This window comes from Microcoleus sp. B13-B6 (genome assembly GCF_036705405.1).
In the GTDB taxonomy this organism is placed as follows: domain Bacteria; phylum Cyanobacteriota; class Cyanobacteriia; order Cyanobacteriales; family Microcoleaceae; genus Microcoleus.
Genome location: NZ_JAUBUJ010000025.1, coordinates 66,612 through 90,700, shown reverse-complemented (window position 1 = coordinate 90,700; position 24,089 = coordinate 66,612). Strand labels below are relative to the sequence as shown.

The following is a 24,089-nucleotide window of genomic DNA, read 5'->3' as shown; positions in this document are numbered from 1 at the left end:
ACCTCTTTGAACACAACTTGATATTTTTTATTATATCATATTAGTTGTTTGTGTAATTAATTTTGTTTGACTACTTAAGCCAACCGCGCATGCGATCAGGATCGGTTGGCGATTTTTGAGGATCTTAGCGCGAAGTATGTCGCGAGGCTGGTCAACCAACTTGGAAATAGCCGGAAACATCACCTTGCCACTGAGGGCTAAAGTGATAGAGCGCGGTATGTCAGCAAGCGTAAGAGCAACGCCGTAAACGCCCAACACATCCAATGTCAGTAATTTTCCCAGAATCAGCCGATCGGCTTGCTCTGCAAAAAATGTTAAAGCCGTTGAAACAAATATCAACTTTCCAAAAGAAAGAATTTCTGTGAACTACCTCTTGATTCCATATCAAGCGGTTAGGCGAACCAGAATTCCAATAGTGGCTCCAGACCAATTGCAGAATTTGTGACGCAAAGGATCCCATCAATATGGCCCAGATGGTCGGACTGAACCACGCCCAAACAATCATTACCACAATCCCGATCGACTGTCCCGACAACTCAAAAATTGCTAGCTGACGAAAAGCCATATTCCGGTTGAGCGTGAACACCGAAGTTGAATTGAACCCGGAGATCACCGTCCCCAAACCCACCACAGGGATTAACCAGGGGAACTGAGGCTGTTGGTATAACTGGGCAATTGGCCAGGCCAGCAAAAGCGTACAGAACCAAAGAATCACGCCGCGACAGACCTGCAAAGTCCAGGCAGTGTTCGAGAAAATCTGGCTCTTCCGCGCGCTTGTTCTGGATGACGCTAGTACCGATACCAAGGTCTGAGAACAGGTGCACAGCCGTGATGAATACGTAGACGAGACTCATAAGACCAAACATTTCCGGTACTAGCAGGCGAGTCAGGATCAGGTTACTGCCTAACCGCAGCACCTGACTGATCCCATAGCTAGCAATCGTCCACACTGCCCCCCGGACAGCAAGCTGTTTAACTGATGACATAATAAATTTGGCGTAAGGGAAACCGAAAGAGCAGACTTTTGAGCGAGGTTTTGGTATCAGTTGCTTTTAGCAGCTCACCTGCTGACACAAAAAACGCAGGCCTATCTATTGTTGAGCCATTGATGGTGAGACTTCTCGATTTTAGACCTCAACAGTGCTGCTAATTAGCTGATGTGTGCAACGATCAGCACAATGCTGGTCTGCAACTCGCCGTACCCTAAATCTGTGGATCTTAGATAACATAGTTACAGTGTTACAGTCTATTTAACAAAGACATCATAAACTTTATGTTAGGGAACACAGTGGAATTTATCTGAAAGTTGCACAACGGCTAACTACCTGATTAATAATTACTCATTACCAATGTCACACCCTCTCTACGTCGCCTTTATTTGGCACCAGCACCAGCCTTTGTATAAATCGAGGGCATCTACGGTCGGATCAGACACCAGTTCCAGATCAAACTCGCCCGTATTGCAGTCCAGAAACTTTGACCTCCAAGGTCACTATCGACTGCCTTGGGTGCGCTTGCACGGAGTCAAAGACTACTTGGATTTAGTGCTCCTCCTGGCAAAATATCCTAAACTGCATCAAACCGTAAACCTGGTTCCCTCCTTGATTTTGCAGATAGAAGACTGCATAGCAGACCGAGCATTAGACCCTTACTTGGCGGTAACTCTGAAGCCAGCAGAAACTTTAAATATCGAAGAACAAGAGTTCATTTTAGAACACTTCTTTGACGCCAATTACCACACCCTGATTCAGCCACACCCCCGCTACGCTCAACTCTACACTCAGCGGCAGGAAAAAGGCATTCAGTGGTGTTTGGAAAACTGGAAATTGCAGGATTTTAGCGACTTGCTGGCTTGGCACAATTTAGCTTGGATTGACCCGCTGTTTTGGGACGACGCCGATATTGCAGGGTGGCTGAAACAAGGACAAAATTTTAGTTTGGTAGACAGAAAAAACATCTACTCAAAACAAAAAGAAATCCTCGCTCGCATCATTCCCCAGCACCGTAAAATGCAAGCTGAGGGACAGTTGGAAGTCTCCACAACCCCCTACACGCACCCGATTTTACCGCTGCTTGCCGACACTAATGGCGGCCGCATAGCTATTCCAAACATGACGCTGCCACAACACCGGTTTCAGTGGGAAGAAGATATTCCCCGACACCTGAGAAAATCCTGGGAAATGTATCAAGACCGGTTTGATTGCCAACCGCGCGGTTTGTGGCCGTCGGAACAAGCAGTCAGCCCGGAAATTTTGCCCTACATTGCCAAACAAGGCTTTAAATGGATAGTCTCGGACGAAGCAGTATTGGGGTGGACAATTAAACACTTTTTCAACCGCGACGCGACAGGGAATGTCTACGAACCAGAATTGTTATATCGCCCTTACCGTTTAGAAACTCCTGACGGCGATTTAGCCATAGTATTTAGAGACCACAGATTGTCCGACTTGATCGGGTTTACCTACGGTTCGATGGAACCGGAAAAAGCAGCATCAGATTTAGTGGGACACTTAGAAGCGATCGGCAGAACTCTCAAAAACCGACAGTCCGAGGGCCAAACAGCTTTAGAAAATCCCTGGTTAGTTACGATCGCCCTAGACGGCGAAAATTGCTGGGAATTCTATCCCCAAGACGGCAAACCGTTCTTAGAATCCCTCTATCAAACTCTCAGCGATAATCCAGATATCAAATTAGTCACAGTCTCAGAATTTCTCGACCAATTCCCAGCAACCGAAACAATTCCCGCAGCCCAACTGCACACTGGTTCCTGGGTGGACGGTTCCCTCACAACTTGGATCGGCGATCCTGCGAAAAATCGCGCTTGGGACTTGTTAGGGCCCGCTAGACAAATGCTGGCAAACCATCCAGAAGCCACAGAAGAAAGCAACCCAGAAGCTTGGGAAGCGCTTTATGCGGCCGAAGGTTCCGACTGGTTCTGGTGGTTTGGCGAAGGCCACACGTCGAACCAAGATGCCATGTTCGACCAGCTATTTCGCGAACACGTAGCGGCGATTTACGACGCTCTTGGCGAGCCCGTACCCCCGGAAGTGCGACGGCAAGTAGAGGTACACGAGGTTCAAGGCGACCACCAGCCGCTGAGCTTTATTCACCCGGTGATTGACGGTATCGGCAACGAACAGGATTGGGACAAAGCCGGTCGCATTGAAGTTGGGGGAGCAAGGGGTACGATGCACCGGAGTTCGGCAATTCAGCGGCTTTGGTACGGGGTTGACCACTTGAATTTTTACATTCGCGCCGACTTCAAGGTAGGGGTGCGGCCGGGAATTGATTGCCCTCCAGAGTTAAATTTGTTCTGGTTTTATCCCGATCGCACGATGAAAAACAGTCTGATTCCGCTGTCGGGTTTGCCCGACGAAGCACCGCTAAACTACCGATTCCACCATCAGTTAGAGATTAATTTGCTGACGAAATCGATTGCGTTTCACGAAGCAGGAGAGGGCGATGAGTGGCAGCCCCGCCTCAGCCGGGCCCAAGTGGGATTGGATAAATGTTTGGAGGTAGCAGTGCCCTGGGCGGATTTGCAGATTATGCCCGACTGGCAGATGAGGCTGATTGCAGTTTTATCGGAAGGGCAGCGTTACTCTACCTGTATGCCGGAAGATGCTTTTATTCCGATCGGAATGCCGTAAAAAGTCATTAGTCATTAGTCATTAGTCATTAGGCTGTAGGGGCGGGTTGCGGGTTTTACCAGCTTTCATAGAACGGTTAACCCAAATACATATAAACCCGCCCTCTGAATTAGTCAACAGTCCTTAGTCATTAGTCATTAGTCATTGGGCTGTAGGGGCGGGTTTTACCAGCTTTCATAGAACGGTTAACCCAAATACATATAAACCCGCCCCCTGAATTAGTCATTAGTCATTAGTCAACAGTCATTTTTTGAACCAACAAAAAATTAAATAATTATCCAATTTTATTAAATTGGGGCTTCTACTCTGGCTACCTAATGCCTTGATAATTTCGCTCGCGTCCGGTCGATCGAGGGCTAGAAAATTTGTTCGTCGTGAGGGCTTCATCCTTCATAAAAAAGAGGACTAAATTCCTGAATACCAAACATACAATGGTTAATTTACCGGAGATCATATCATTAGTCATGGGGAAATAAAAAAACTAATGAGCCGCATTTTACTATTGGTCGATCGCCACCAACAACTTAATTTGCCGATCGCCCACCTCAACACCGAGCATGAGGTGATCGTACTCGATCGCGCTTTAAATCCCAACTCCGAATTTCCCATTCCCCCAATCGCTTTTGACTTGTGCATTCTCGACGAGGCAAATTTCGATCGCATCGGGCCGCTGGTAGAATCATTAAAAACTGCCGCCGAGCCGATATTTTTACCGTTCTTGCTTGTTAGTCAATCCCAAACGCCTGCTCTTTCTGAGCAGCCATTGTCGCAGCAGGCAAAACAACTCGAAGGCAGAATAGACGATTGGATAGTAACTCCCGCCGAACCCGCCCAACTGCACTTGCGGGTAGAGAATTTGTTGGCGCGCAGGCGGCAGTCGCTAGAACTCCACAGACTTCAGGAAATAATTAAAGAACAGACTTTTACAGAAAGTTTGTTAAAGGACTCGCTGCAAACGGCAAACGAAAACCTGCAACGGGAAATCGCCAAGCGGGCCGAGGTAGAAGCTGCACCGCGAGAAAACTCCTATCTCGACTCGCTGATGAATGCCATGCCAGATATTGTCTGCTTCAAAGATGGCGAGGGCAGGTGGCAGGAGGCAAATCAAGCGATATTGGAAGTGTTCGAGCTAGAAAAAATAGACTACCGCGGCCTTAAAGATTTTCAGCTAGGAGAACTCAGCATTTTTTACCGCGAGGCGCTACAGGCGTGCGAGGTCAGCGATCGAGAAGCGTGGGCAAAAGGTAAGCTTTCTAGGGGGGAAGAAATGATTCCCCGATCGGACGGTACTGTGAAAATCTACGACGTGATTAAAGTACCCGTATTTCACCCCGACGGCAGACGCAAAAGTATCGTGATTTTGGGCCGCGACATCACGGAATACAAGCAAACTAGAGACGAACTCGTGCGCTTGGCGTCGATTGTCGAGTCTTCCGACGACGGCATCGTCGGCAAAACTCTCACCGGGACAATTCAGAGCTGGAACGCAGGAGCAGAGAAGATTTACGGCTACTGTGCGGCGGAAATCAAGGGGCAGTCGATCGAGATTTTAGCCATACCCGAACGCCCCAAGGAAATGCCTCAAATATTGGAAAATATTAGGGCTGGAGCCACCATCGACCATTACGAAACCGTGCACTTGCGGAAAGATGGCCAACAGATAGATGTGTCCCTGACGATTTCTCCGATTAAAGACGCGACTGGAGCGGTAACGGGCGTTTCGACAATCTCTCGCGACATCAGCGACAGCAAGCGAGTCGAAAAAGCCTTTGAACAACTCCGCCACCAAACAGAAATGATTTTGTTCTCCGCAGGAGAAGGAATTTGCGGGTTGAACAAACAGGGAAAAGTAACTTTTGTCAATCCTGCGGCGGTGAGAATGGCTGGGTGCGAATCGAAGCAATTGATCGATCGACCGCTCTATGAAAGCTTACACCGTGCACAGCAAGAATGCTCAAGGGCGATCAAGCAACTGTCACCTGCAACAGACATCAATTCAGGCTCTGAACTTGTCCCACACTGCGCCGCACCGCAGGCGGGCAAACTGCTGCCGAAGCGGGTAAGTTCTCAAATTTTAGCCACCTTGGAAGACGGAGAGGCGCGGCGCGTCACCGATGAGATTTTTTGGCGGCGAGACGGCAGCAGTTTTCCGGTTGAGTACGTTGTCGCTCCGATGCGAGAACAAGGCGAAATTATTGGAGCTGTGGTGACTTTTAAAGATATCACGGAGCAGCTTGCCGTCGAGCGCATGAAAGATGAATTCATCTCTGTTGTCAGCCACGAACTGCGGACGCCGATGACCTCAATTCACGGCGCCCTCGGCCTCCTCAACAGCGGCCTGCTGGACGCTTACCCCCAGAAAGCTAAGCGGATGCTGGAGATTGCTGTCACTAACACTGACCGTTTGGTGCGCTTGGTCAACGACATCCTAGATTTAGAGCGGATGGAGTCGAGTTACAGCACTGCGATCAAACAAACTTGCAATGTGGCTGACCTGATGTTGCAGGCGGCTGACGAGATGCAGGGAATGGCTCAGCAGGCGGGAGTTACTCTGTCGGTGAAGCCTGTGGGGGCGCAATTGCAAGCTGTTCCCGATCGGCTAATTCAAGCCTTGACAAATTTACTCAGTAATGCTATTAAGTTTTCTCCCTCCGGCGCTACGGTTTGGCTGAGCGGGGAGTTGACCCACAATCCGGATTTGGCAGAAAAAGCAGCGCCCAAGTCGGTGTCGTCTCCGTCTTTGTTGTCTCCTGAGCCTGCAGCCGCGCCTCCGCACTTGCCAGTCCCGAGCTCGTGGTACATCGTGATTGCTGTGAAAGACCAAGGGCGGGGTATTCCGTCAGACAAGCTGGAGATGGTCTTTGAACGCTTTCAACAAGTTGATGCTTCTGATTCTCGCCAGAAGGGAGGTACTGGTTTGGGGCTGGCTATTTGTCGCAGTATCGTGCAGCAGCACGGGGGGCGGATGTGGGTGGAGAGCGTTGTGGGGGAGGGCAGCACTTTTTTCTTAAGTCTGCCACTTCTGAGGGAGGGGCTGGCAACTGAAAGTTAATTTCTACCCAGGTGTACCCAACGTTACTGATTTTGTGCAGATTGTTCGATCGAGTCATCGACAAACAATCTCAGCCTTTTCTGCAGTTTGGGGACTGCGGGCAAAAAGCGCGATTTGAGGTCGAAAAGCGGCTTTTTGTGGGTGGGATATTTTACAGCAACCGCGCCAGACGGTTAGGATGTTCTTAGTGGAAACCCTGGCGGTCGATTGCAACTTCGGTCTTCCTTGTTCCTTCTTTCTTCAACATCTGCTATACAGTTGTCAACTACCCAGCATCAAGCGGGATACCGCTATGATGTGGGCTTGTATCTGAACTCCACCGCAATTCCGAAAACCTTTGCAGGATTTGGGCTTTGGTTTCACCGCTCGATACATCAGGGGATGCTGACAAGCTCCCCGTGCTCATCCAGTCTTGCCGAACTAGCAACGCTCTCATTGCAATATTTCGCGCACCAACAAGATCTGCATGAAGCTCATGACTACAACATTCGCAACGGAATAATAGCCCTTTGTTTTGTCTATTAGCATCCGAAGTATGTCCACATTTAGGACAACTTTTCGATGTGTAATGAGCCGGAACTTTAGTTGCTAACGAATTATTTAGATTGGCTTTGTAGTCGATATACCCGTGCAATTCGGCATAAGACCATTTAGCTTTATTTCGATTAGCTCTACGTCTCTTTTTGCTTGCCTTCTTGCCCGATTTCGTCCTAGTCCTGTCCCGTATTCCGGTGAGGTTTTCTAGTCCAATTAGGGTGTTAGGTTTGGCAATATCCTTACTGATCTGGTGGTTTACATCAGCGATAAACCGTCTTTCTTTCCCAGACAAAGCGATTAGTCTTCGCTTCGCTGAACGAGTGTCTTTACGCTGAAGAGTCATCCGTGCTTTATGGTAGCGGTTAGCTTTATGTCTAGCATTCTTCCCTGAGTAGAATTTAGCCTTATTTTGCAAGTCTATTTCCACCGCTAAGTAGCGCATACCCACGTCAACACCAGAGACTCTAGTTATTTTCAGTGGGTCAATCTTAGGCGTTTCTACTTCGATACTTACCATCAGATAGTATATCTTGGAGGAACGCTGATAGACAATTTTAGCCGCTCCAATCCTTGCACCATTAGCAATTAAATCTAAATGCTTATTGTAACCATCATACGAGACCACTATTCGACCTTGGAGAGTGATGATACTCACTTGCCTCTCGGCTTTAAAAGAGTAGTCACGTTGATAATTTAGGGTACAAGTTCGAGATATATATTTGGGGGCTTTGTCTAGCCCTTTATACCGTCTCTTAGTGTAGCCTTTAGCAATCGCATCGTTAGATTGTTTTACCTTAGTCCACAGAGTCTTATAGGTTCCAGACACTTGTCTGGGTACATTGCAAGCCATTTGCGCTCCCAGCCCAAATCGAACCCGCAATTCGTTGTAGACCGCTTTCTGTAACTTAGCACCATTGCTGGTTTTGCCTGCATCAAAAGCAACTTGTGAAGTGTAATTCAAGGCATCTCGGTAGGCTAAAGCAGTCTGAGACACCAAAGCTTTTTGCTCGGCAGTCAGTTTTAGTTTTAGCTTGGCGGTGATTACTTGGGACATTATTTTCACGAACTTTGGTATTATTGTATCTCGTGAAGATAGTAAAAACAAGGGGCAGGATCAGGAATCTGTTCGTTCTTCGACCACCCCTTCCCGTACAACATCTAAAGATTGTCGGTTTTGGTCAGGGGTGGATCTCTTCACTCACGCGCATTCCTCCCGACGCTCACCTTGATCGGTAGAGCGCGGGACTCCTGCTGTCTAGTTGAAAATTTACTGTAAATTCCGATCGGGTAAGATAATTTGCTTTATAAAATATTCACATTTCGCCTCTAATCTGTAATTAGTTCTCCTTGCTAAAAAAATGTTAATTTTGACTGCCAAGCGCATCTTGGTTATTGACGATGCGGAAGATATTCGGGAAGTAGCTCAAGTCAGTCTTGAACTGGTGGGGGGCTGGGAAGTCCTGACAGCGAGTTCGGGCCGCGAGGGTGTTGCTAAGGCTCTTGCCGAACAGCCTGATGCTATTCTATTGGACGTGATGATGCCCGACCAAGACGGGCCTACTACTTTTATACAGTTACAAGCTAATAAGGCTACGCAGCACATTCCGGTAATTTTATTAACGGCTAAGGCTCTGGCTGGGGACAGGCGGATGTTCGCGGATTTGGGGGTGGTGAGCGTGATTGCTAAGCCTTTTGAACCGATGTTTTTGGCGGCTCAGGTCGCTGAGGCTTTGGGCTGGGAGCAAAAATAGATCGATCGCCCGCATTGAATTGTGCAGCTTTTCAAGCAGTAGTTTGGCAGGCAAAGAGAGTTAAAAAAACTTGGTTTCTTTGGTCTGGTTCCTTAGATAAAATCCGGTCTAGCGGACAGGATATATGTAGGGGCTTAGGCGCCGTGCCTTTCGTCCTGTCAGCTTAAGACTAAAAACCTCAGTCCGGTATCAGTTTCAACCCTGTCGGTCTTGGGGTGAAATTGATACCAATTAGGGATGCCTAAATCCCTATTGGTAGTGCGTTCATTTAACCGAATTCGGACTCAGCCATGAGATCGGTATTCCTACTGATTTATCGGGAAAATATAAGCTGGCAGGATTATTTTACTTTTTGTAACAACTCACTCATCTTCATAAGTTCTTCAGGTTTGAGTTTTATGTTTAAGCAGAACGTCAGGGATCGCTCCTGACTGTTGACAGACACATTGGGAGAAGACGATTATGCCCTCAGCTTACATTTTGCTACTAATAGTTTCTCTGGCAGCAGTCTGGGTTTACTGGCAAACCTCTCAAGATATTTTTGTTCTTGTGGCTTGGGCAGGGCTGGGTTGTTTTATTTGGGGTTTCTCTTGGGCACCTTGGAGCGTTCAGCTTTTGATTGTGGTGTTACTCTTGGGCCTCCAAAAGTGCTACTTGCGCGACGCTCAAAGCTGTGAGTGAAAGAGATTTTTTATTTTTGTGCCTGGAATTGAGATGTGCAGGCATTCGTGAATCTCTCTAATGATTGGGTTATCGCTCCATATCTTCAAAAAAGGTTTAAAATATCATGAATAGTTGCCCTTGTTGCTCCTCTAAATTGCTCCGCCACGCTCGCCACAATCGCCTTTATTGGTTCTGCTCGCAGTGCTGGCAGGAAATGCCGGATCTGTCGGAGATGATTTCACGTAACAGCGTGGGGAATCACAAACGCGACGGTTTGGTGAAGGTTGCGACTTTGACTCCTAAATTGAGGATTTTTGAGTCTGTAGAAATTGCTTAGTTTGCTGGAGTTAGTCTCGCGATAAATATTGAGACTGAAAAGATTTTTGTTTGTGCCCTCTGTGGGATTTTTTGATAAAAAATGCACTCATCCCCTTCCGTGTGAAGTGAAGGGGACTTATTAGCGGGGGGATGAGTGTACTTGTGATGGGGTCGATCGCCCGACTGAATTTCAGCTATTGTATGCAGTTAAGCTGATTACATCAAACCGATTTGAGAGAGAATGCCTTGACCGGTGAGGAATTCGGTAGCTAAGCCGATAACGAAGCCTAACATTGCCAAACGGCCGTTCCAGGTTTCAGCGAACTCAGTGAAGCCCAACTTTGCGTCTTTGTTTTCCATGACCAGAAACCTCGTTTAATTTCAACCTTCTGTAACTAAACTTAACACAGCAGTACCAAGTTTGCAACATATTTTTACATTTACTGTTTAAATGCCGCAGATCAGCAGGAGAGGCTTGCTGGGAGAGGGGCGATCGCATCGGAGGCGAGAAACCCGGTTTCTTCTTGTATTTTTCGTGACTCGTCGCAAAATCTCGTAGAAACCGGGTTTCTGAGGTCAGGGCGCGTGGGTCGAAGGATGTCAGAAAAATAATTTTTAGTTAATATAAAATAGCAAAAATCTAGTGACACTCCGCCTGGGGTGCCCCGGAAGAGCAAACCCTAATTGTTTCGCACACAGCATAATTCCGGGGCACCATGCAATCTGAATCTATTAGATGCGAAGGTATTTCACAAAAATACTCATCACCTCACCACTTTTAGCAGTTGGTAGCAGGGGACTCCAGACACCAACCTCAGCGTACCCGCGCGCGTGGAGTAGGTAAATTGTACTCCTGACAGCTTGGGGAGAACCTATCAGCAGATGTTTGAGGGGTTCTTTCTCAGGATTTGCTGCGTCGGGAGTTAGCAGCGACGCGGGAAGTTGAATGGCGTCGCTGCTGGAATTGGATAAAAAACTCTGTGTCACAGTGATTAAAGGCTTTTGCTAGTTGAGTGCTACATCCAAAAAATACAACACCCAGCCCGCTTGACACCACAAAATTAGTGTAAATATTCCCCTATTTGTTTGGATTTGTTTTTGATTCGTTCTAGTACCTCCTCCAAAAAATCTTCATTTTTGCCAGCAACCTCTATCATCTCTCGCAGCGTGTCAGCGTATGACAAGGTACGCTTGTGGTGGTCTGGCATTTTTTCAAAACCCGGCCCCCACCGCTTGACGGCATCAATATTAACGCCTAAAACCTTTACCAGAAGCAGGTTGCAACGCGCTTTGTAGCCTCTGGCTTTTTCTTCTTCTTGTGTGGCGTGGAACCACCGACGGCAAAAATCCCAAGCTTCCATTGACTCACTCAGCCAGCTAAACCATTTGTCGCGTCGCGACGTTCTGCAAGTTCGCAACATAGGGTAAAAATTACACTGTTTTAGGATTATGGTATCATCCCATTTGGTGTAATATTTCCCCTAATAGACTATAGCTGACAATTGAGACTTACCCACAAGTAGCCAGAAACCGGGTTTTTTTGCGAAAATACTTCGCTGCATCCCGCAGATTCGATAAAAAACCCGGTTTCTTTTGTCGGATCGCATAAGTCCCGTTCATAAAATCAAGCTCAAAAAATAAATCAGATTACCCATTGACATTTTAGAATTAATGTGCAAGCATCAAAGTAGTATAGCTGAGATAAACACCCTCATTCAAAAGCAAGGAGTGTTGGTTAAGTCGTCTCAGCGAGGATGATGGGTTTATTTCGGCTGGCACAACATTTGTTTAAATGTGTATATCAACGGGTTTTTAGAACCCCTAGCCGAAGTTTACACATCGTATCGCTGAGACGCTAACCAAACAACTACAAACTAAATTCATAGTTTGTTACTAGAGCCATTTGTTAAATGGGCGAGCTCATTTTTGAGCGAACCCAAAAACAATACTTCGTGCTAGATGGGTAATTTATTGATGCTGTCTGCTCACCCTTTTTTAGGAACGATCCAATGACAGACAATCATCGAACCACAGGCCAACAAAAAAGCCAGTCTCAGCCTTTAGTTTCCATTTATTGGGATTATCAGAACATCCCTGATTACAAACGAGCCAAAGATTTATTACTCTTTGCTAGTGGACTAGGATATGTAGTCAATCAAAAAGTTTACGACAATTGGAAACAAAGAAATAAGACTGCACAAGAAACTTTAGACTATCTAAAATTTCAACGTTTTGATGTATCCCTAAACATCAAAAATGCTGTAGACTTTTATTTGTCAATGAACTGCTGTAGCGAGGCTTCAATGAGTTCATACCCACACACATTTATTATTGTGTCTGGAGACGGCTACGGTGAAATTTTGATTCACGATCTGCATGAAAAGGGGAAGAAGGTGATAATTGTTGCCCGCAAAGGTAATGATAGTCACAATCTCAAAAAGCTTGCCGATCGATTTTACTTGATCGATGAATTGCCGAAGTCGATCGAGACTTACAAACTGACTGCCTAAACTTCCTAGACATTCACCAGGTCGCAGATAGCAAAAATCCAGTTTATTTGATAAACTAGATTCTCCAAACCAACGGCTATCTGCGGCTCTTTCATGTCCACATAATAACACCCAACTCAAAAAAAATAACCATTACAAAACTCCCATGCCATTAACTAATCCAACACAAGAACTCCAAATAACCCTTCCCGAATTCAATAATGAAAAACTGCTGCGCCAAGCGCTCACCCATCGTTCCTACGTCAACGAAAACCCCACCTTCAACGAAGAAGACAACGAACGCTTAGAATTTCTCGGCGATGCTTTGCTGACTTTTCTCAGCGGCGAATATCTCTATCAGCGTCATCCAGAAATGGGAGAAGACCAACTGACTCGCCGACGTTCTGCATTAGTAGATGAAAAACAATTAGCCAGATTTGCTACTGAAATAGGTTTAGACTTAAAAATGCGGCTCGGAAAAGGAGCTTATCGAGAAGGTGGGATTACTAATCCAAATTTGCTCAGTAGCACTTTTGAAGCATTTATTGGCGCTTACTATCTCGACACGCAAGACATGGACAAAGTTCGCAACTTTGTGCAACAAATGTTTGATTCTGTTCCCGAAAATGTTGTGGAAACTCGATCGACTGTAGACTCGAAAAATCGCTTTCAAGAATGGGTACAGGCCAATGGTGACACGACTCCGCCCAAATACGTGACAGTCCAAGCAGGAGGCACACCCCACAAGCCGGAATTTCTCGCTAAAGTGTATGTCGCAGAGAAACTCTATGGAGAAGGTAAAGGCAAAAGCAAAAAAGATGCTGAGAAAAATGCGGCTGAAGATGCGCTAGCAAAGTTGAAAAAACGCGGACTGATCTAAACTTGAAAACGGGGGTAAAAACTACTAGCTTTTTTGTGCGCTTCCGGCGTTGGCCAAGCCCTCGAAGACGATCGCCCGAATTGATTGCCAGAGCGCACAATCGGCTATAATCAGGACTTGTGCAAGTGTTACCGCCGTCGATAGAGGGTTGCAAGGGCAGAAATTCGTTGACGAGTACCCCAGTGTCGATCGTAATTTTGGGAAATATCAGAGCAATTCATGTCTACTCAAAACCCGACTACCCTAACTGTTGAAGAAGCACAGCAAATCCTCAAAGATTTCACTTGTCTGGATATGCAATCTGTAGCATCGCCGCTGGAAAAACAGGCACTCCGTCAAGCGATTTTGCTGGTAGCAAGTTTGTCGGATTATCAAATGTTGGGAGTGTGCGCTTCTTCGACGGATGAGGGGTTTTTAGCTTTAGAAGCTTATTTAAAAGCTTTGGGATATCAAGCTGTTTTAGATCCCAATGCTGTCTCGACCTTTGCTGGTTCGGTTTATATTAAGTTCAATACTTTGAAGGGGTCGTATTATGTTGACGGCTATCCCGGAACTTACCGGGGCGTTTTGATTTCGTGCCAATCTTCCTCAGAAGGTGGAGTTAGCGGCACTTACGGTCATTTACCTCTCGATTTATTTGTTGATTAATCGGGAATTGGGCATAGGGCATAGGGCATAGGGCATTGGAACAAAAAACTAACAAAAAACAACAGCTAACAGCCAACAGTCAACAGTCAACAGTCAACTGTCAACTGTCAACTGTCAACTGTCAACTGTCAACTTACCGATTACCGATTAACCCTTACCAACGATCAATTCTGCCTCTGGTGCCGGTGCAGTTTCTTCGGGCGGCAGTCCCAAAATATCGCTGTACAAGTTGACGTATTTCCGGGCCGAAATATCCCAGCTAAAATCTTCTCTCATGCCGCGCTGTTGCAGTTCTCTCCACTTATCTTTGTAGCGGAAACCTTCCCAAGTTCTGATCATGCAGGTGAACAAGTCTAGGGGCTCATAGCGATCGAAACAGTAACCTGTACCGGTATTGTCGATGGGGTTGTTGTGGGAAACGGTATCCACTAAACCGCCGGTGCGACGAACCATTGGCACGCACCCGTAGCGGAGGGCGAGCATTTGGCTGATGCCGCAGGGCTCGAAACGGCTGGGCATCAGGAAGCTGTCGCAGCCTGCGTAAACACGCCGGGAGAGGGCCTCGTTGTAAAGTAGTTGGGTGGACATCCTACCGGGATAGCGGGCTGTCATTTGCCAGAGTTGGGTTTCGTAGTAGCGATCGCCCGTTCCGAGTACAATAAATTGAGCGTCGGTATAGGCCATGAACAGATCGAGCATTTGAATTATCAAATCCAATCCCTTCTGTTCTACCAGCCGCGTCACCATGCCGATCAAAAAGGCATTTTTATTTACTTCCAAACCGACTTCTTCTTGCAGCGCAATTTTATTAGCGGGGCGCTTTTCAATAGTATCAACACTAAATTGTTGATGGAGGTACTTGTCAGTTGCTGGGTTGTAAGATTCTGTATCAATTCCATTCAAAATGCCCGATACTTTACCGCCGAGGTAAGACAGCAAACCTTCCAAAGTTTCCCCATAAGCTGGGGTTTTGATTTGCTCGGCGTAAGTCGGTGAAACTGTATTTACGCGATCGGCAAACTGTACTGCGGCAGCCATTGTATTGTGACCTTGCATATACCAAGGACACCAAGTCATCTGCTCCAAACGCCAGCGCCACGGCCCTTGATAAGCTAAATTGTGAATAGTAAAAACCGTGCTGATATCGGGGTCTTGGCTCATCCAAACAGGTATCATCCCCGTATGCCAGTCGTGACAGTGGATAATTTGGGGTTTCCAATGATTCCAGGCAAATTCAGCCGCAGCATTGGCAAAGAAAGTGAACCTCCAATCTTCATCTACACCGCCGTAAACGCGGCGCGGTAAGAAAGATGGATGTTGTAATAAGTATAAAGGTACATCGGTTCCCGGCAAAACAGTTTCAAACACCGAGAAGCTTTGGAACATGGCAGACCCATCCCAAACAGGTTTTTTGGGAACGTCCATTTTGTCGGGGACGAAACCGTAGTAGGGCATGAAGATGCGGACATCGTGGCCCATGCGCCGCAGAAATTTCGGCAAAGCGCCGACGACATCGCCCATACCGCCCACTTTGGCGAGGGGTGATGCTTCGGCGGATACAAATAAAATACGCATTATTTTTTTGTGTTCCTTGAGATTGTTAGTCTAGATTAAGTTTAAATGGGGAGTGGCACAATATTAACGCGCCGTCCAAAAACAAGTATAAATCTGAGTTGCTGTAGCGATCGCAGTTTACTCAAGAATGCGATCGCCCTTTTTCCATCCGCGTCGCTGTGCGGTGAAAAAAATAGCGATCGATTTTATGATAAATATTGAATAAAATCTGTAGGGGCGGGTTCACCAAAATATTTGCCACCCACCGATAATCTTGATAAACCCGCCCCCACCCAACCAATAACCCCGATCGACCATTTCCCCCACCGTTAAATACAATTAATTCTTAATTTCTGGGTGGGGTGGGGGCGGGTTTTTATCATTTGTCTGTGGTGTCAAATATCTAGGCGAACCCGCCCCTACATTGGTGGTTAAATGTGGGATAAAATCTACCGACAGCTACGGACTAATTCTGAGAATTGTCCTCAAAAGTCTCCTCAAATCCCGCTAGAAAATCATCCAAAGCTTCAGAGGCGATCGCCAAATTAATACTGTCGGCATCTTCCAATCCCCAGGTATTCACACCAACCACTTGACCAGCCATATTAATCAACGGGCCGCCCGAATTTCCCGGATTAATCGCCGCATCAGTTTGCAACACCTTCACCTCAGCAACATCTTCTTCATCGTCGCCTTCTTCATATTCCTCTGGTTCGCGAATTGCACTAATAATACCTTGAGTTACAGTTGAAGCAAACTGCCCCAAAGGATTGCCCACAGCAATAACTCTATCTCCCACTTTCACATCCAAAGACAACTCTAGGGGAGGATATTCTTGGGGAGAGTCCACTTGTTCCCCTGTGTTCGGGTCGAAGGTAAAATCGCTAATTAAGAGTAATGCTAAATCTTCTTCGGCATTACCAGTAAACACCACCTCTGCCAATCTCAATTTTCCGTCGTGAGTTTCGACTAAAACCTGTTCGATTTCATCTTCTTCATAGAAGTAATCTTCATCGGCAATATCTTCTACAACGTGATAGTTCGTGACAATTATGTCCGGCGATACAAAGAACCCGCTTCCTGAAGAAATCTCTTCTTCTGTATCCCAATCCATGACGTAAATTGAAACTAAGGACGGCAAGACTTGCTCGACTACATCCGAAAAACTTCCGGCTTGAGTTTTGAACTCTTTCAATTGCTTCTGCAAAGCTTGTTTGTCTGCTTGCATTTTGCTATAGAGTTGCTGAACCTTTTTCACTTCCAGCTTTAATTGAGTTTCTCTAGCGCTCATATTTGGCTTTTACCTGAAATAAATTGCTGATTAATTTGGGATGTTTGATTGTAGATTGTGGATGGGGATGTTAAGAATTATAGGACTTACGAAAAAAAACCGGTTTTTACCATAAATCTTGGGCTATACAGCGAGACTTACATCAGAAACCGGGTTGCTTAACACCCGTGCGGAGCGTCCTAAATTAGTCAGATATTTTTGAAATCTATCGCGCGAGTCCTACCTAAAATCCCATCAAAAATCTACAATCAGACTGCTACTCTACCTGTTTTGCCAAAGCAAACCGCCTGTTATTTTTATTTTACAAAAGGCGATATATCGCGTCTAAAAGCATTGACAAAGAGATGCGGATCGGTTTTAGGAACCACGTTGAACTTGGACAAATATTTCCTCCAAAATTTCACTAGCACCCTGTTGGCGCAAGCGGTGAGCGAGGTCAATTCCGATCATTTCAGCAGTCTCGGCGGCCCCGGAAACACTATCTTTGACGAATCGCTGGCCGTCGAGACTCGATACCATTCCGGTTAAGGTTAATTGACCGTTTTCTATTTTGGTATTGACGCCGATCGGCACTTGACAGCCGCCTTCTAATTCCCGCAGAAATGCGCGTTCGGCATAACATCTTTGGGCGGTTTCCGAGTGTTCGAGAGCTTTAATCAGTGCCATGATTTCTGTGTCTCCGGCGCGGCATTCGATGCCCAAAGCACCTTGTCCGACGGCGTGAAGGGAGATTTCTGCAGGGATAATTTGGTGGATGCGATCGCCCATTCCCAATCTTTCGAGGCCGGCAACTGCTAAAATAATCGCGTCATAACCGCCCTCATCTAATTTAGCGAGTCGAGTATTGAGATTGCCGCGAATATCTTTAAATTCAAAATGAGGGAAATGATGCCGCAGTTGAGCTAGCCGCCGCAGGGAAGAAGTACCGATTACAGAACCTTCTGGGAGGGTGTCGAGTTGCTTGTCTTTGTGCTTGGAGTGAACTACCAGGGCGTCAGCGGGATTTTCCCGTTCGGTGACGCATCCTAAAATTAAACCTTCGGGCAAATTGGTAGGTAAATCTTTGAGGGAATGAACGGCAAAGTCCGTTTCATTGTTAATCATCCCCGTTTCTAATTCTTTGGTAAAAAGTCCTTTATCGCCAATTTTAGCGAGGGCGACATCAAGTATTATGTCCCCTTGGGTGGACATGGTGTGGACTTCAAAAGTGTGTTCCGGGAAGTGTTTCTGTAGCTGTTCTTGCACCCAGTGGGTTTGCACGAGAGCGAGTTGGCTTTTGCGGGAACCGATGCGAACGGTTCGGGAAGGGGCAGATGTGGTTGGGGACATAAGATCGATCGGAGGATAGCTTGAAATCAGCCAATATATTCACCTGATCTAGCGTACCGCAGGTGGGGACTTTAATTGCTGGTTGGGATAATTCGGGCGATCAAATAGAAATACCAGGTTTTGACCGCCAGTAGCAGTGAGTCTTGATGATGTTTCCCATCCAGCATTGGGAGTCGCTGGCATCGGGGCGATCGACATTCCGAAGCAAAGCCTGCCGGCGATGTACGATTTACTGAGATGTTGCACCATTGTCAATAAGCCTTTTAGGAACGGGCTCTGGGGCCCGTTCCACAGGAAAATCTACTCTTTGTGGAACAGGCCGGAAAGCCTGTTCTTGAGAATGGTGCAAGATGTAATATTTACCTAGGGTAGAGCCGGATGAACCTGGTTGACATGAGGAGTTAGCTTAGCTGCAGCGAGAAAGAATTAGCTCAAAAGTTGCGAGATTTGGAGAGAGAAATGTAGTTGTGAGGGGAAAAGGGCGATCGTAATTGCGATCGTACTTCTAAAGCCACCCAATAGCTTAGCATCAAAAGTGAATTTGTCAAATTACTAAAATCCTAAAACTATGAAAAGTGCTCTTGAGGTAGCTCGTTACTTTTTATGTCGTGTCGATCGAGAAGCAGGCGATACCATTTCTCCTCTCAAACTGCAAAAGCTCGTATATTACGCGCAAGCTTGGAGTTTAGTATTTAGAAACCAGCCGCTATTTTTTCAAGAGATTGAAGCTTGGATTTCCGGCCCCATTGTCCGCGATGTGTGGGATGAGTACAAAGCTTACAAATATAGCGATATTCCAGCTCCCGATAATTTTGAAGCAGAATTTGATGAAGATGAAATCGAGGTTCTCGAAGAAGTTTGGAATGCTTATGGAGAATTAAGTGCTAAACATCTTGCAGAATTGACGCAATCAGAGACACCTTGGCTCAACGCTCGCAAGGGATTAGAACCTGCGGAAACATCAACTAAAATGATCTCCCACGAGGATATGAAATCCTGCTATGCACCTTTGGTGGAGGCGTAAGTGCAGCTTCCTTGATAAAAGGTCGATGGAACTTTTAGCCCTCAGCTACGGCAATCAATAACTGAACTTCAATTCCTAAAGTCCGAGCACTGCGAGCCAAAGCCTCATCGCCAGTCACCAAACGCAACTGATTAGAACTTGCTACTGCTAAATGCAGTGCATCTAAGGTACGCAACGGTACTTCAAAACTGCTAATCCAATCGCGAGCTAAATTGTAATGAATTGGCTCTAACTGGATGCGAGTATAAAAATCACTGTCCAAGTCTGCCTGAAACTCTATTGCTATTTGTCTTGCCCTTTCCTGAGAAATTTCTCTCATTCGCACTCTGCGAGACAGTGCGGAAAAAAATTCTACCTCAACTAGCTGGCTCAACCCTCGTTCAGTCTCAGTCCTCAGTAACTGCTGAGATGCTTCGCTGAGACGTTCGGGCCAGTAATTGGGAGCAATGACGCTAGTATCCAAGTAAATCAATAGCGTTCCTCCTCTCGCAGCCTAATGACTGTTGCACTCAGCGGTTCACCCTTTACTTGAATAGAGTCTCGGAATCTCTTGAGTTCAGCTAACCGCTGCTCCTTCGTGAGCGGCGGGACTACGCGAGCTACTACTTTACCTTCGTGTACGATCGTCACTTCTTCTCCTTTGGCCACCTTTTCCAAGATAGCTTGCAGACTCTGCTTGGCTTCTTCAACGCTAATCGCAGGCATCTCATTAGTTTTTTAGGTACTTTTTAATTGTACAGCAACGGGATATTTAATGCGAAAAAGGTCGATCGACCTTTTCCATTTCCCGCCACAATTTAACGTTGCCCTGCTTGAAGTGCAGAATTTGCTATCTGGACAACTTCTTGCTGCCGTGCGTTTTTCCTTGTGACTCGGTACAGCACCCCCAGCCTTTGCCACTCAACAAAAGCAGTGCAGTAAGCACCGCAATTATTGAAATAAATCCCCCTGAATCCGCCCGCCAATTCAACGCTTCTGTAAGTATCCTGCGGCAATCGCGAAGGAGGCGAAAACGGTTCATTTCTTTGAGCTTCGATTGTGCCGAAATAACAGGCTCCCGCACGGCATCCTTTTCCTAAATACATTCCCACAATGTAACCGTGGGCACCTGCTTGCACATCAAAATCAAGTTGCTGAATGTCTGATAAAGGAAGTCTACTCGGAAGAAAAACAGGCACTCGCGTTTTGCCTTTGATTTGTCTAAAGATGTTACTAGCAGGAAAACGACTGTTAGCTTGGTTTGCACCTGAGTTATCGGAGATTGGGGTCAACTTTTGCACAAAATTCCTCCACTGCACAACTCTATTTTTAGCAATGTTAAAAGTTGGAATAGAGTATTTTTCTAGCGCAAAAGAAGGGCGACCATTTTTCAGGTTGAAGCTGCGGCGAATCACTGTAATTTCTGGTTTCCCTAACCCGTAAGCTGTGGCTATGGAACGGGCGAGATTGCAGCTAATTTTGAAGCGTCCCATCTCAATATTGCCATTTTCCGTTTGATAAGACCAAGTGTAACCCTCAGAAGCCCGATCGCGATCGCACAGAAAATGAGAAATCTCAAACATCTTGGCAATATGAACATCGTACAACCGCAACTTGCGGCGGCCGACAGATTTTGCAGTGTGGCGATCGGGTACAATAAATTGTATCGGTTGCCAGCTATCTTCAGGGGAAAAATTAAACCAGCGGATTTCTGTAATCGGGAGTTCAGTCCTTGCTAACGCTGAGTTTGGTGTCAAAGGTGCGTGAAGCGAAGCTATCCCGAAGGGAATCGTAAAAGCAGTCACCACACAAGCAAAAATTGCCGCAAATAGCCATCTTCTCCTCATCCTAATTTCCCCCGAAGTAGGTAAGCGCAAAAAAATATAGCATCTTGTAAGGGGCGAGTGCGAGTTAAGATATATCATACAATAACGGTAAGGTGCGCGCTTACGCACCCTACATATAGAAGTTGTGCCTCCCAGACTGCCAAACTTAACGCTTCCCAGCTTTAATAGCAGAATTTGCTATTAAAATTAAATCAGATTCTCGTCCGTTCTTAATGACGACGGTATACATAAAACCCTGAGTTTTCCACTGAAGAGTTGCTGTGCAGTAAGCCCCACAACCGTTATGAAAAACTCCTTTCACTCCGCCCGCAAGTTTGACATTTTTTAACGTCTTAGTTACCCCTTCTAGTTTTGTAGTAAACTCCCCGCCTTTTTGACCTAGAATTGACCCAAAAGTGCAAACAGTCGTACCGCCGCAATCTGGTTTATACTCGATTGAAATACTATAGCTGTTTGCTTGTGCTGTAGTTGGATAGTACATTTTTCCCGAAAGCGGAATCCTGCTGGGAATAAAAATAGGCACTTGCGTTTTGCCTTTTAACTTTCGCAAAATTTCATTTACCGGAAACGCAGCGCCTCCTTGAGCAATTTGTGTTGTTCCCGATTGTCGCAGCGACAATGGCGAAGATCCAAAAACAACCGAGGGAGGTACTAAAGCAGTCAATACACAAGCAGAAGTAGCCAAAAGTAATAATTTCTTCTTCACGGTCTTTTTCCTTAATATTCCAAGAGTTTAGTTGGGCGGCAAACCGCATTCACGTATGTACAACCATAATTCAAAATACCAAATTAACACTCGCTTTTCCGGGAAAAATGTTTTTTGACTATCTTGACAAGGTTGCCAGAATATGAAGTCATATATAATATAGAGAAGGCGAGCAATTTAGGAGTCTATCGTGGAACTGCAAGAGTATTTGCGCCAGTACGGATTGGAAACTTTGTCCGAAACTTATCATATCAAAGTTACCCGCCACCGCCAATATCCCGATTTAGTCTGTCTGAAATACTCGCAGATAGAATCTCCATTGGGCGAAAAGATAGTCCAGCAGTGCCGAGGCATTATTTTAGATTCATCTCAAGATTGGCAGATAGTTTCTTATCCCTACGACAAATTTTTTAATTACGGAGAAATTCACGCCGCTGCAATTGATTGGAGTCATGCCAAAGTTTATGAAAAACTAGACGGTTCTCTGACTGTACTGTATTTTTACAAGGGAGAATGGAGAGTGCAATCTAGCGGCACTCCCGACGCGGCCGGTGAAGTTAATGGTTTTGGGTTCACCTTTGCCGAACTTTTTTGGAAAGTTTGGCAAGAATTGGGATATCAATTGCCACAAGAAACAGACCAGTGTTTTATCTTTGAGTTGATGACGCCTTACAATAGAATAGTTGTCCAGCAACAAAACAATCAAATCGTGCTGCACGGGGTTCGCAACACTCAAACGCTGCTAGAAACCGCTCCGAGTATTTGGGCCAATAAATACGGCTGGGAATTGGTAGCATCCTATCCTTTAACTAGCTGGAAAGAAGTTGTCGAAGCGGCTCAACATTTAGATCCGATGAATTCGGAAGGGTATATTATCTGCGATGCTAACTTCAACAGAGTTAAAGTAAAGTCTCCGCAATATGTGGCGATTTCCCATCTGCGCGAAGGGTTTTCTACTCGCAGGATGATCGAGATTGTTTTAACTAATGAAGGAGAAGAGTTTTTAGCTTATTTTCCTGAGTGGAGTAAGTTGTATCAACAAGTTAAGGAGAAATATCAATCTTTGGTTGAAGAAATCGAGGAAGCTTACCGACAGCACGAACATATCGAAGTTCAGAAAGATTTTGCATTAGCTGTGAAACATTTGCCGTATTCCGGGATTTTGTTTTCTTTGCGGGCCCGAAGAGTTGCGGGAGTGAAAGAAGCTCTCCGCGATGTTACTATTCATAAAATAGAAGAGTTGCTGGGTTTAGATTACATCCATCTAGGTTTGTGAAGAAGAAGGCACGACACGGATTTTGACACGGATACACGGATTAATTATCGAGCGTGAGGCAAATGTTTAAGAAAGAGGGAAGAGGGAAGTTCGGCAACGAGCAATGTACGGGATGTAACGGATCTGACGGATGGAATGAAGAGGTAAGTATTTAAACAATGCCCAATGCCCAATGCCCAATGCCCAATGCCCAATTACCAATTACCAATTACCAATTGCCATGAAAAGAGTTATTGTACTTGTCGGTTTACCTGCTTCGGGAAAATCTCAATTTGCTAGGGAATTGCTGCTGTCGGAACCTGCCAAGTGGGTGCGTAGCAATAAAGATTTGCTCAGAGAAATGGCTCACGCTTCTCATTGGTCGCCGGCAAATGAAAAGTTTATTGTGCAGTTGAGAGATACGATTATTTTGATGGCTTTGGAAAGCGGCAAGCACGTCATTGTTGATGATACTAATTTTGGGCCTCACATCGAGCATATCAAGGAGTTGGTTAAAGGTAAAGCTGTTGTCGAAGTTAATGATTCTTTCCTACAAGTTCCGGTTGAGGAATGTATTAAACGGGATTTGAAAAGACTTAATTCGGTGGGCAAAGATGTGATAATGAAGATGTACAATAAGTACGTGCGGGTTCCCGTTGTGCCGCCGGAATATAACCCGGATTTGCCGGATGCAATTATTGTTGATATGGACGGCACATTAGCGCTTCTCAATGGCAGAAATCCTTTTGATGCTTCTACGTGCGATCGCGATTTACCCAATCCGCCAGTTTTAGATACCGTTCGCAAGTGGCAAACCAGCGCCCATATTATTGTAGTGTCGGGCCGCACAGATGATTGTCAGCCTCAAACTGAAAAATGGTTGCAGCAGTATGAGGTCAATTATGCCGCTCTTTATATGCGGAAAACCGGAGATATGAGGAAGGATGCGATTATGAAGGAAGAATTTTATCGGCGGCATATTGCAGGGAAATATAATGTTAAGTTTGTGTTGGACGATCGCCAGCAAGTTGTTGATATGTGGAGAGGCTTAGGATTGACGGTATTCCAAGTAGATGAAGGGGATTTCTAAGGCAGGGTTTGTTTGCGCGGGCGATC

26 protein-coding genes and 1 pseudogene are annotated in these 24,089 nt (G+C 45.9%); 12 read left to right on the top strand and 15 right to left on the bottom strand.

Going from position 1 to position 24,089, the window contains the following annotated elements; translation table 11 throughout:
* Positions 1-30 precede the first annotated feature (30 nt).
* From QUB35_RS13940 to QUB35_RS13930, 3 genes and pseudogenes are all read right to left on the bottom strand, one after another.
* The gene (locus tag QUB35_RS13940) at positions 31-339 is read right to left on the bottom strand and encodes an oligosaccharide flippase family protein (RefSeq protein ID WP_333142466.1); all 309 of its coding nucleotides are present in this window, start codon (positions 337-339) and stop codon (positions 31-33) included.
* Positions 221-715: an oligosaccharide flippase family protein gene (locus tag QUB35_RS13935; RefSeq protein ID WP_333142465.1), complete on the bottom strand. Its 495-nt coding sequence runs from the start codon at positions 713-715 to the stop codon at positions 221-223. Before QUB35_RS13935 ends, QUB35_RS13940 begins: the two co-directional genes overlap by 119 nt.
* Before the next feature lie 106 nt (positions 716-821).
* A pseudogene (locus QUB35_RS13930) lies at positions 822-986 on the bottom strand (oligosaccharide flippase family protein); the annotation flags it as partial.
* Positions 987-1,349: 363 nt separating this feature from the next.
* Between QUB35_RS13930 and QUB35_RS13925 the strand changes: the two are divergent.
* Together QUB35_RS13925 and QUB35_RS13920 are read left to right on the top strand one after the other, a co-directional pair.
* Complete coding sequence (locus QUB35_RS13925) at positions 1,350-3,650, top strand: glycoside hydrolase (protein ID WP_333142464.1); 2,301 nt, start codon at positions 1,350-1,352, stop codon at positions 3,648-3,650.
* 484 nt (positions 3,651-4,134) lie between these two features.
* Entirely contained in the window at positions 4,135-6,702 is a 2,568-nt protein-coding gene (locus QUB35_RS13920) for a PAS domain S-box protein (protein ID WP_333142463.1), read from the top strand.
* Between the two features lie 265 nt (positions 6,703-6,967).
* On the opposite strand, the gene QUB35_RS13915 is transcribed toward QUB35_RS13920, so the two are convergent.
* Entirely contained in the window at positions 6,968-8,293 is a 1,326-nt protein-coding gene (locus QUB35_RS13915) for a transposase (RefSeq protein WP_333142462.1), read from the bottom strand.
* 304 nt (positions 8,294-8,597) lie between these two features.
* Here QUB35_RS13915 and QUB35_RS13910 point away from each other — a divergent pair, with 304 nt between their 5' ends.
* The 3 genes from QUB35_RS13910 to QUB35_RS13900 all read left to right on the top strand — a co-directional run bounded on the left by QUB35_RS13910 (position 8,598) and on the right by QUB35_RS13900 (position 9,990).
* On the top strand, positions 8,598-8,990 hold the full coding sequence (locus tag QUB35_RS13910) for a response regulator (RefSeq protein WP_333142461.1): 393 nt from the start codon (positions 8,598-8,600) through the stop codon (positions 8,988-8,990).
* A 462-nt stretch (positions 8,991-9,452) separates the two neighbouring features.
* Positions 9,453-9,671: a hypothetical protein gene (locus QUB35_RS13905; RefSeq protein WP_190655558.1), complete on the top strand. Its 219-nt coding sequence runs from the start codon at positions 9,453-9,455 to the stop codon at positions 9,669-9,671.
* A gap of 106 nt (positions 9,672-9,777) precedes the next feature.
* Positions 9,778-9,990, top strand: a complete 213-nt coding sequence (locus QUB35_RS13900) for a hypothetical protein (protein WP_333142460.1) — start codon at positions 9,778-9,780, stop codon at positions 9,988-9,990.
* Between the two features lie 197 nt (positions 9,991-10,187).
* On the opposite strand, the gene QUB35_RS13895 is transcribed toward QUB35_RS13900, so the two are convergent.
* The 3 genes from QUB35_RS13895 to QUB35_RS13885 form a co-directional block, all read right to left on the bottom strand.
* The gene (locus QUB35_RS13895) at positions 10,188-10,331 is read right to left on the bottom strand and encodes a chlorophyll a/b-binding protein (protein WP_006632525.1); all 144 of its coding nucleotides are present in this window, start codon (positions 10,329-10,331) and stop codon (positions 10,188-10,190) included.
* A gap of 372 nt (positions 10,332-10,703) precedes the next feature.
* Entirely contained in the window at positions 10,704-10,958 is a 255-nt protein-coding gene (locus tag QUB35_RS13890) for a hypothetical protein (protein WP_015176458.1), read from the bottom strand.
* A gap of 74 nt (positions 10,959-11,032) precedes the next feature.
* On the bottom strand, positions 11,033-11,392 hold the full coding sequence (locus tag QUB35_RS13885) for a hypothetical protein (RefSeq protein ID WP_333142459.1): 360 nt from the start codon (positions 11,390-11,392) through the stop codon (positions 11,033-11,035).
* 588 nt (positions 11,393-11,980) lie between these two features.
* Here QUB35_RS13885 and QUB35_RS13880 point away from each other — a divergent pair.
* The 3 genes from QUB35_RS13880 (at position 11,981) to QUB35_RS13870 (ending at position 13,988) form a co-directional block, all read left to right on the top strand.
* On the top strand, positions 11,981-12,481 hold the full coding sequence (locus tag QUB35_RS13880; RefSeq protein WP_333142458.1) for an NYN domain-containing protein: 501 nt from the start codon (positions 11,981-11,983) through the stop codon (positions 12,479-12,481).
* Positions 12,482-12,626: 145 nt separating this feature from the next.
* Positions 12,627-13,340 (top strand): ribonuclease III, encoded by a 714-nt coding sequence (rnc, locus tag QUB35_RS13875; RefSeq protein ID WP_333142457.1) that lies wholly within the window; start codon positions 12,627-12,629, stop codon positions 13,338-13,340.
* Between the two features lie 219 nt (positions 13,341-13,559).
* Complete coding sequence (locus tag QUB35_RS13870; RefSeq protein WP_333142456.1) at positions 13,560-13,988, top strand: DUF1824 family protein; 429 nt, start codon at positions 13,560-13,562, stop codon at positions 13,986-13,988.
* Between the two features lie 147 nt (positions 13,989-14,135).
* On the opposite strand, the gene glgA is transcribed toward QUB35_RS13870, so the two are convergent.
* Positions 14,136-15,563: a glycogen synthase GlgA gene (glgA, locus tag QUB35_RS13865; protein ID WP_333142455.1), complete on the bottom strand. Its 1,428-nt coding sequence runs from the start codon at positions 15,561-15,563 to the stop codon at positions 14,136-14,138.
* Between the two features lie 45 nt (positions 15,564-15,608).
* Between glgA and QUB35_RS13860 the strand changes: the two genes are divergently transcribed.
* Complete coding sequence (locus tag QUB35_RS13860) at positions 15,609-15,764, top strand: hypothetical protein (RefSeq protein WP_333142454.1); 156 nt, start codon at positions 15,609-15,611, stop codon at positions 15,762-15,764.
* 244 nt (positions 15,765-16,008) lie between these two features.
* Here QUB35_RS13860 and QUB35_RS13855 read toward each other — a convergent pair whose 3' ends face one another.
* The 3 genes from QUB35_RS13855 to QUB35_RS13845 all read right to left on the bottom strand — a co-directional run bounded on the left by QUB35_RS13855 (position 16,009) and on the right by QUB35_RS13845 (position 18,411).
* Positions 16,009-16,833, bottom strand: coding sequence for a S1C family serine protease (locus QUB35_RS13855; RefSeq protein WP_333142453.1), 825 nt, complete (start codon positions 16,831-16,833; stop codon positions 16,009-16,011).
* Between the two features lie 357 nt (positions 16,834-17,190).
* A complete protein-coding gene (hemC, locus tag QUB35_RS13850; protein WP_333142452.1) occupies positions 17,191-18,162 on the bottom strand; it encodes a hydroxymethylbilane synthase in 972 nt (323 codons plus the stop codon).
* Between the two features lie 48 nt (positions 18,163-18,210).
* Positions 18,211-18,411 carry a hypothetical protein gene (locus QUB35_RS13845; protein ID WP_333142451.1) on the bottom strand — a complete coding sequence of 67 codons (201 nt, stop codon included), beginning with the start codon at positions 18,409-18,411 and terminating at the stop codon, positions 18,211-18,213.
* 319 nt (positions 18,412-18,730) lie between these two features.
* Here QUB35_RS13845 and QUB35_RS13840 point away from each other — a divergent pair, with 319 nt between their 5' ends.
* Entirely contained in the window at positions 18,731-19,186 is a 456-nt protein-coding gene (locus tag QUB35_RS13840; protein ID WP_333142450.1) for a type II toxin-antitoxin system antitoxin SocA domain-containing protein, read from the top strand.
* Positions 19,187-19,220: 34 nt separating this feature from the next.
* Here the strand turns inward: QUB35_RS13840 and QUB35_RS13835 are convergent, their stop codons facing one another.
* The 4 genes from QUB35_RS13835 to QUB35_RS13820 all read right to left on the bottom strand — a co-directional run bounded on the left by QUB35_RS13835 (position 19,221) and on the right by QUB35_RS13820 (position 21,718).
* Positions 19,221-19,658, bottom strand: a complete 438-nt coding sequence (locus QUB35_RS13835; RefSeq protein WP_333142449.1) for a type II toxin-antitoxin system VapC family toxin — start codon at positions 19,656-19,658, stop codon at positions 19,221-19,223.
* A complete protein-coding gene (locus QUB35_RS13830) occupies positions 19,655-19,891 on the bottom strand; it encodes a type II toxin-antitoxin system prevent-host-death family antitoxin (protein ID WP_333142448.1) in 237 nt (78 codons plus the stop codon). The genes QUB35_RS13835 and QUB35_RS13830 overlap by 4 nt, the downstream gene beginning before the upstream one ends.
* 92 nt (positions 19,892-19,983) lie before the next feature.
* Positions 19,984-21,012 (bottom strand): hypothetical protein, encoded by a 1,029-nt coding sequence (locus tag QUB35_RS13825; RefSeq protein ID WP_333142447.1) that lies wholly within the window; start codon positions 21,010-21,012, stop codon positions 19,984-19,986.
* 145 nt (positions 21,013-21,157) lie between these two features.
* On the bottom strand, positions 21,158-21,718 hold the full coding sequence (locus tag QUB35_RS13820) for a hypothetical protein (RefSeq protein WP_333142446.1): 561 nt from the start codon (positions 21,716-21,718) through the stop codon (positions 21,158-21,160).
* Positions 21,719-21,908: 190 nt separating this feature from the next.
* Here QUB35_RS13820 and QUB35_RS13815 point away from each other — a divergent pair, with 190 nt between their 5' ends.
* Positions 21,909-22,994 (top strand): T4 RnlA family RNA ligase, encoded by a 1,086-nt coding sequence (locus tag QUB35_RS13815; RefSeq protein ID WP_333142445.1) that lies wholly within the window; start codon positions 21,909-21,911, stop codon positions 22,992-22,994.
* A 220-nt stretch (positions 22,995-23,214) separates the two neighbouring features.
* A complete protein-coding gene (locus QUB35_RS13810) occupies positions 23,215-24,063 on the top strand; it encodes a phosphatase domain-containing protein (RefSeq protein WP_333142444.1) in 849 nt (282 codons plus the stop codon).
* Positions 24,064-24,089 lie beyond the last annotated feature (26 nt).

Excerpts from the sequence above, each read along its gene's own strand:
- QUB35_RS13810 (WP_333142444.1), top strand. The coding sequence starts at position 23,215 with ATGAAAAGAGTTATTGTACTTGTCGGTTTACCTGCTTCGGGAAAATCT.
- QUB35_RS13860 (WP_333142454.1), top strand. The coding sequence starts at position 15,609 with ATGGGGAGTGGCACAATATTAACGCGCCGTCCAAAAACAAGTATAAAT.
- QUB35_RS13825 (WP_333142447.1), bottom strand. The coding sequence starts at position 21,012 with ATGAGGAGAAGATGGCTATTTGCGGCAATTTTTGCTTGTGTGGTGACT.
- QUB35_RS13870 (WP_333142456.1), top strand. The coding sequence starts at position 13,560 with ATGTCTACTCAAAACCCGACTACCCTAACTGTTGAAGAAGCACAGCAA.
- QUB35_RS13920 (WP_333142463.1), top strand. The coding sequence starts at position 4,135 with ATGAGCCGCATTTTACTATTGGTCGATCGCCACCAACAACTTAATTTG.
- QUB35_RS13900 (WP_333142460.1), top strand. The coding sequence starts at position 9,778 with ATGAATAGTTGCCCTTGTTGCTCCTCTAAATTGCTCCGCCACGCTCGC.
- QUB35_RS13925 (WP_333142464.1), top strand. The coding sequence starts at position 1,350 with ATGTCACACCCTCTCTACGTCGCCTTTATTTGGCACCAGCACCAGCCT.
- QUB35_RS13885 (WP_333142459.1), bottom strand. The coding sequence starts at position 11,392 with ATGTTGCGAACTTGCAGAACGTCGCGACGCGACAAATGGTTTAGCTGG.
- hemC (WP_333142452.1), bottom strand. The coding sequence starts at position 18,162 with ATGTCCCCAACCACATCTGCCCCTTCCCGAACCGTTCGCATCGGTTCC.
- rnc (WP_333142457.1), top strand. The coding sequence starts at position 12,627 with ATGCCATTAACTAATCCAACACAAGAACTCCAAATAACCCTTCCCGAA.
- QUB35_RS13915 (WP_333142462.1), bottom strand. The coding sequence starts at position 8,293 with ATGTCCCAAGTAATCACCGCCAAGCTAAAACTAAAACTGACTGCCGAG.
- QUB35_RS13840 (WP_333142450.1), top strand. The coding sequence starts at position 18,731 with ATGAAAAGTGCTCTTGAGGTAGCTCGTTACTTTTTATGTCGTGTCGAT.
- QUB35_RS13880 (WP_333142458.1), top strand. The coding sequence starts at position 11,981 with ATGACAGACAATCATCGAACCACAGGCCAACAAAAAAGCCAGTCTCAG.
- QUB35_RS13855 (WP_333142453.1), bottom strand. The coding sequence starts at position 16,833 with ATGAGCGCTAGAGAAACTCAATTAAAGCTGGAAGTGAAAAAGGTTCAG.
- QUB35_RS13830 (WP_333142448.1), bottom strand. The coding sequence starts at position 19,891 with ATGCCTGCGATTAGCGTTGAAGAAGCCAAGCAGAGTCTGCAAGCTATC.
- QUB35_RS13905 (WP_190655558.1), top strand. The coding sequence starts at position 9,453 with ATGCCCTCAGCTTACATTTTGCTACTAATAGTTTCTCTGGCAGCAGTC.
- QUB35_RS13895 (WP_006632525.1), bottom strand. The coding sequence starts at position 10,331 with ATGGAAAACAAAGACGCAAAGTTGGGCTTCACTGAGTTCGCTGAAACC.
- glgA (WP_333142455.1), bottom strand. The coding sequence starts at position 15,563 with ATGCGTATTTTATTTGTATCCGCCGAAGCATCACCCCTCGCCAAAGTG.
- QUB35_RS13845 (WP_333142451.1), bottom strand. The coding sequence starts at position 18,411 with ATGGTGCAACATCTCAGTAAATCGTACATCGCCGGCAGGCTTTGCTTC.
- QUB35_RS13910 (WP_333142461.1), top strand. The coding sequence starts at position 8,598 with ATGTTAATTTTGACTGCCAAGCGCATCTTGGTTATTGACGATGCGGAA.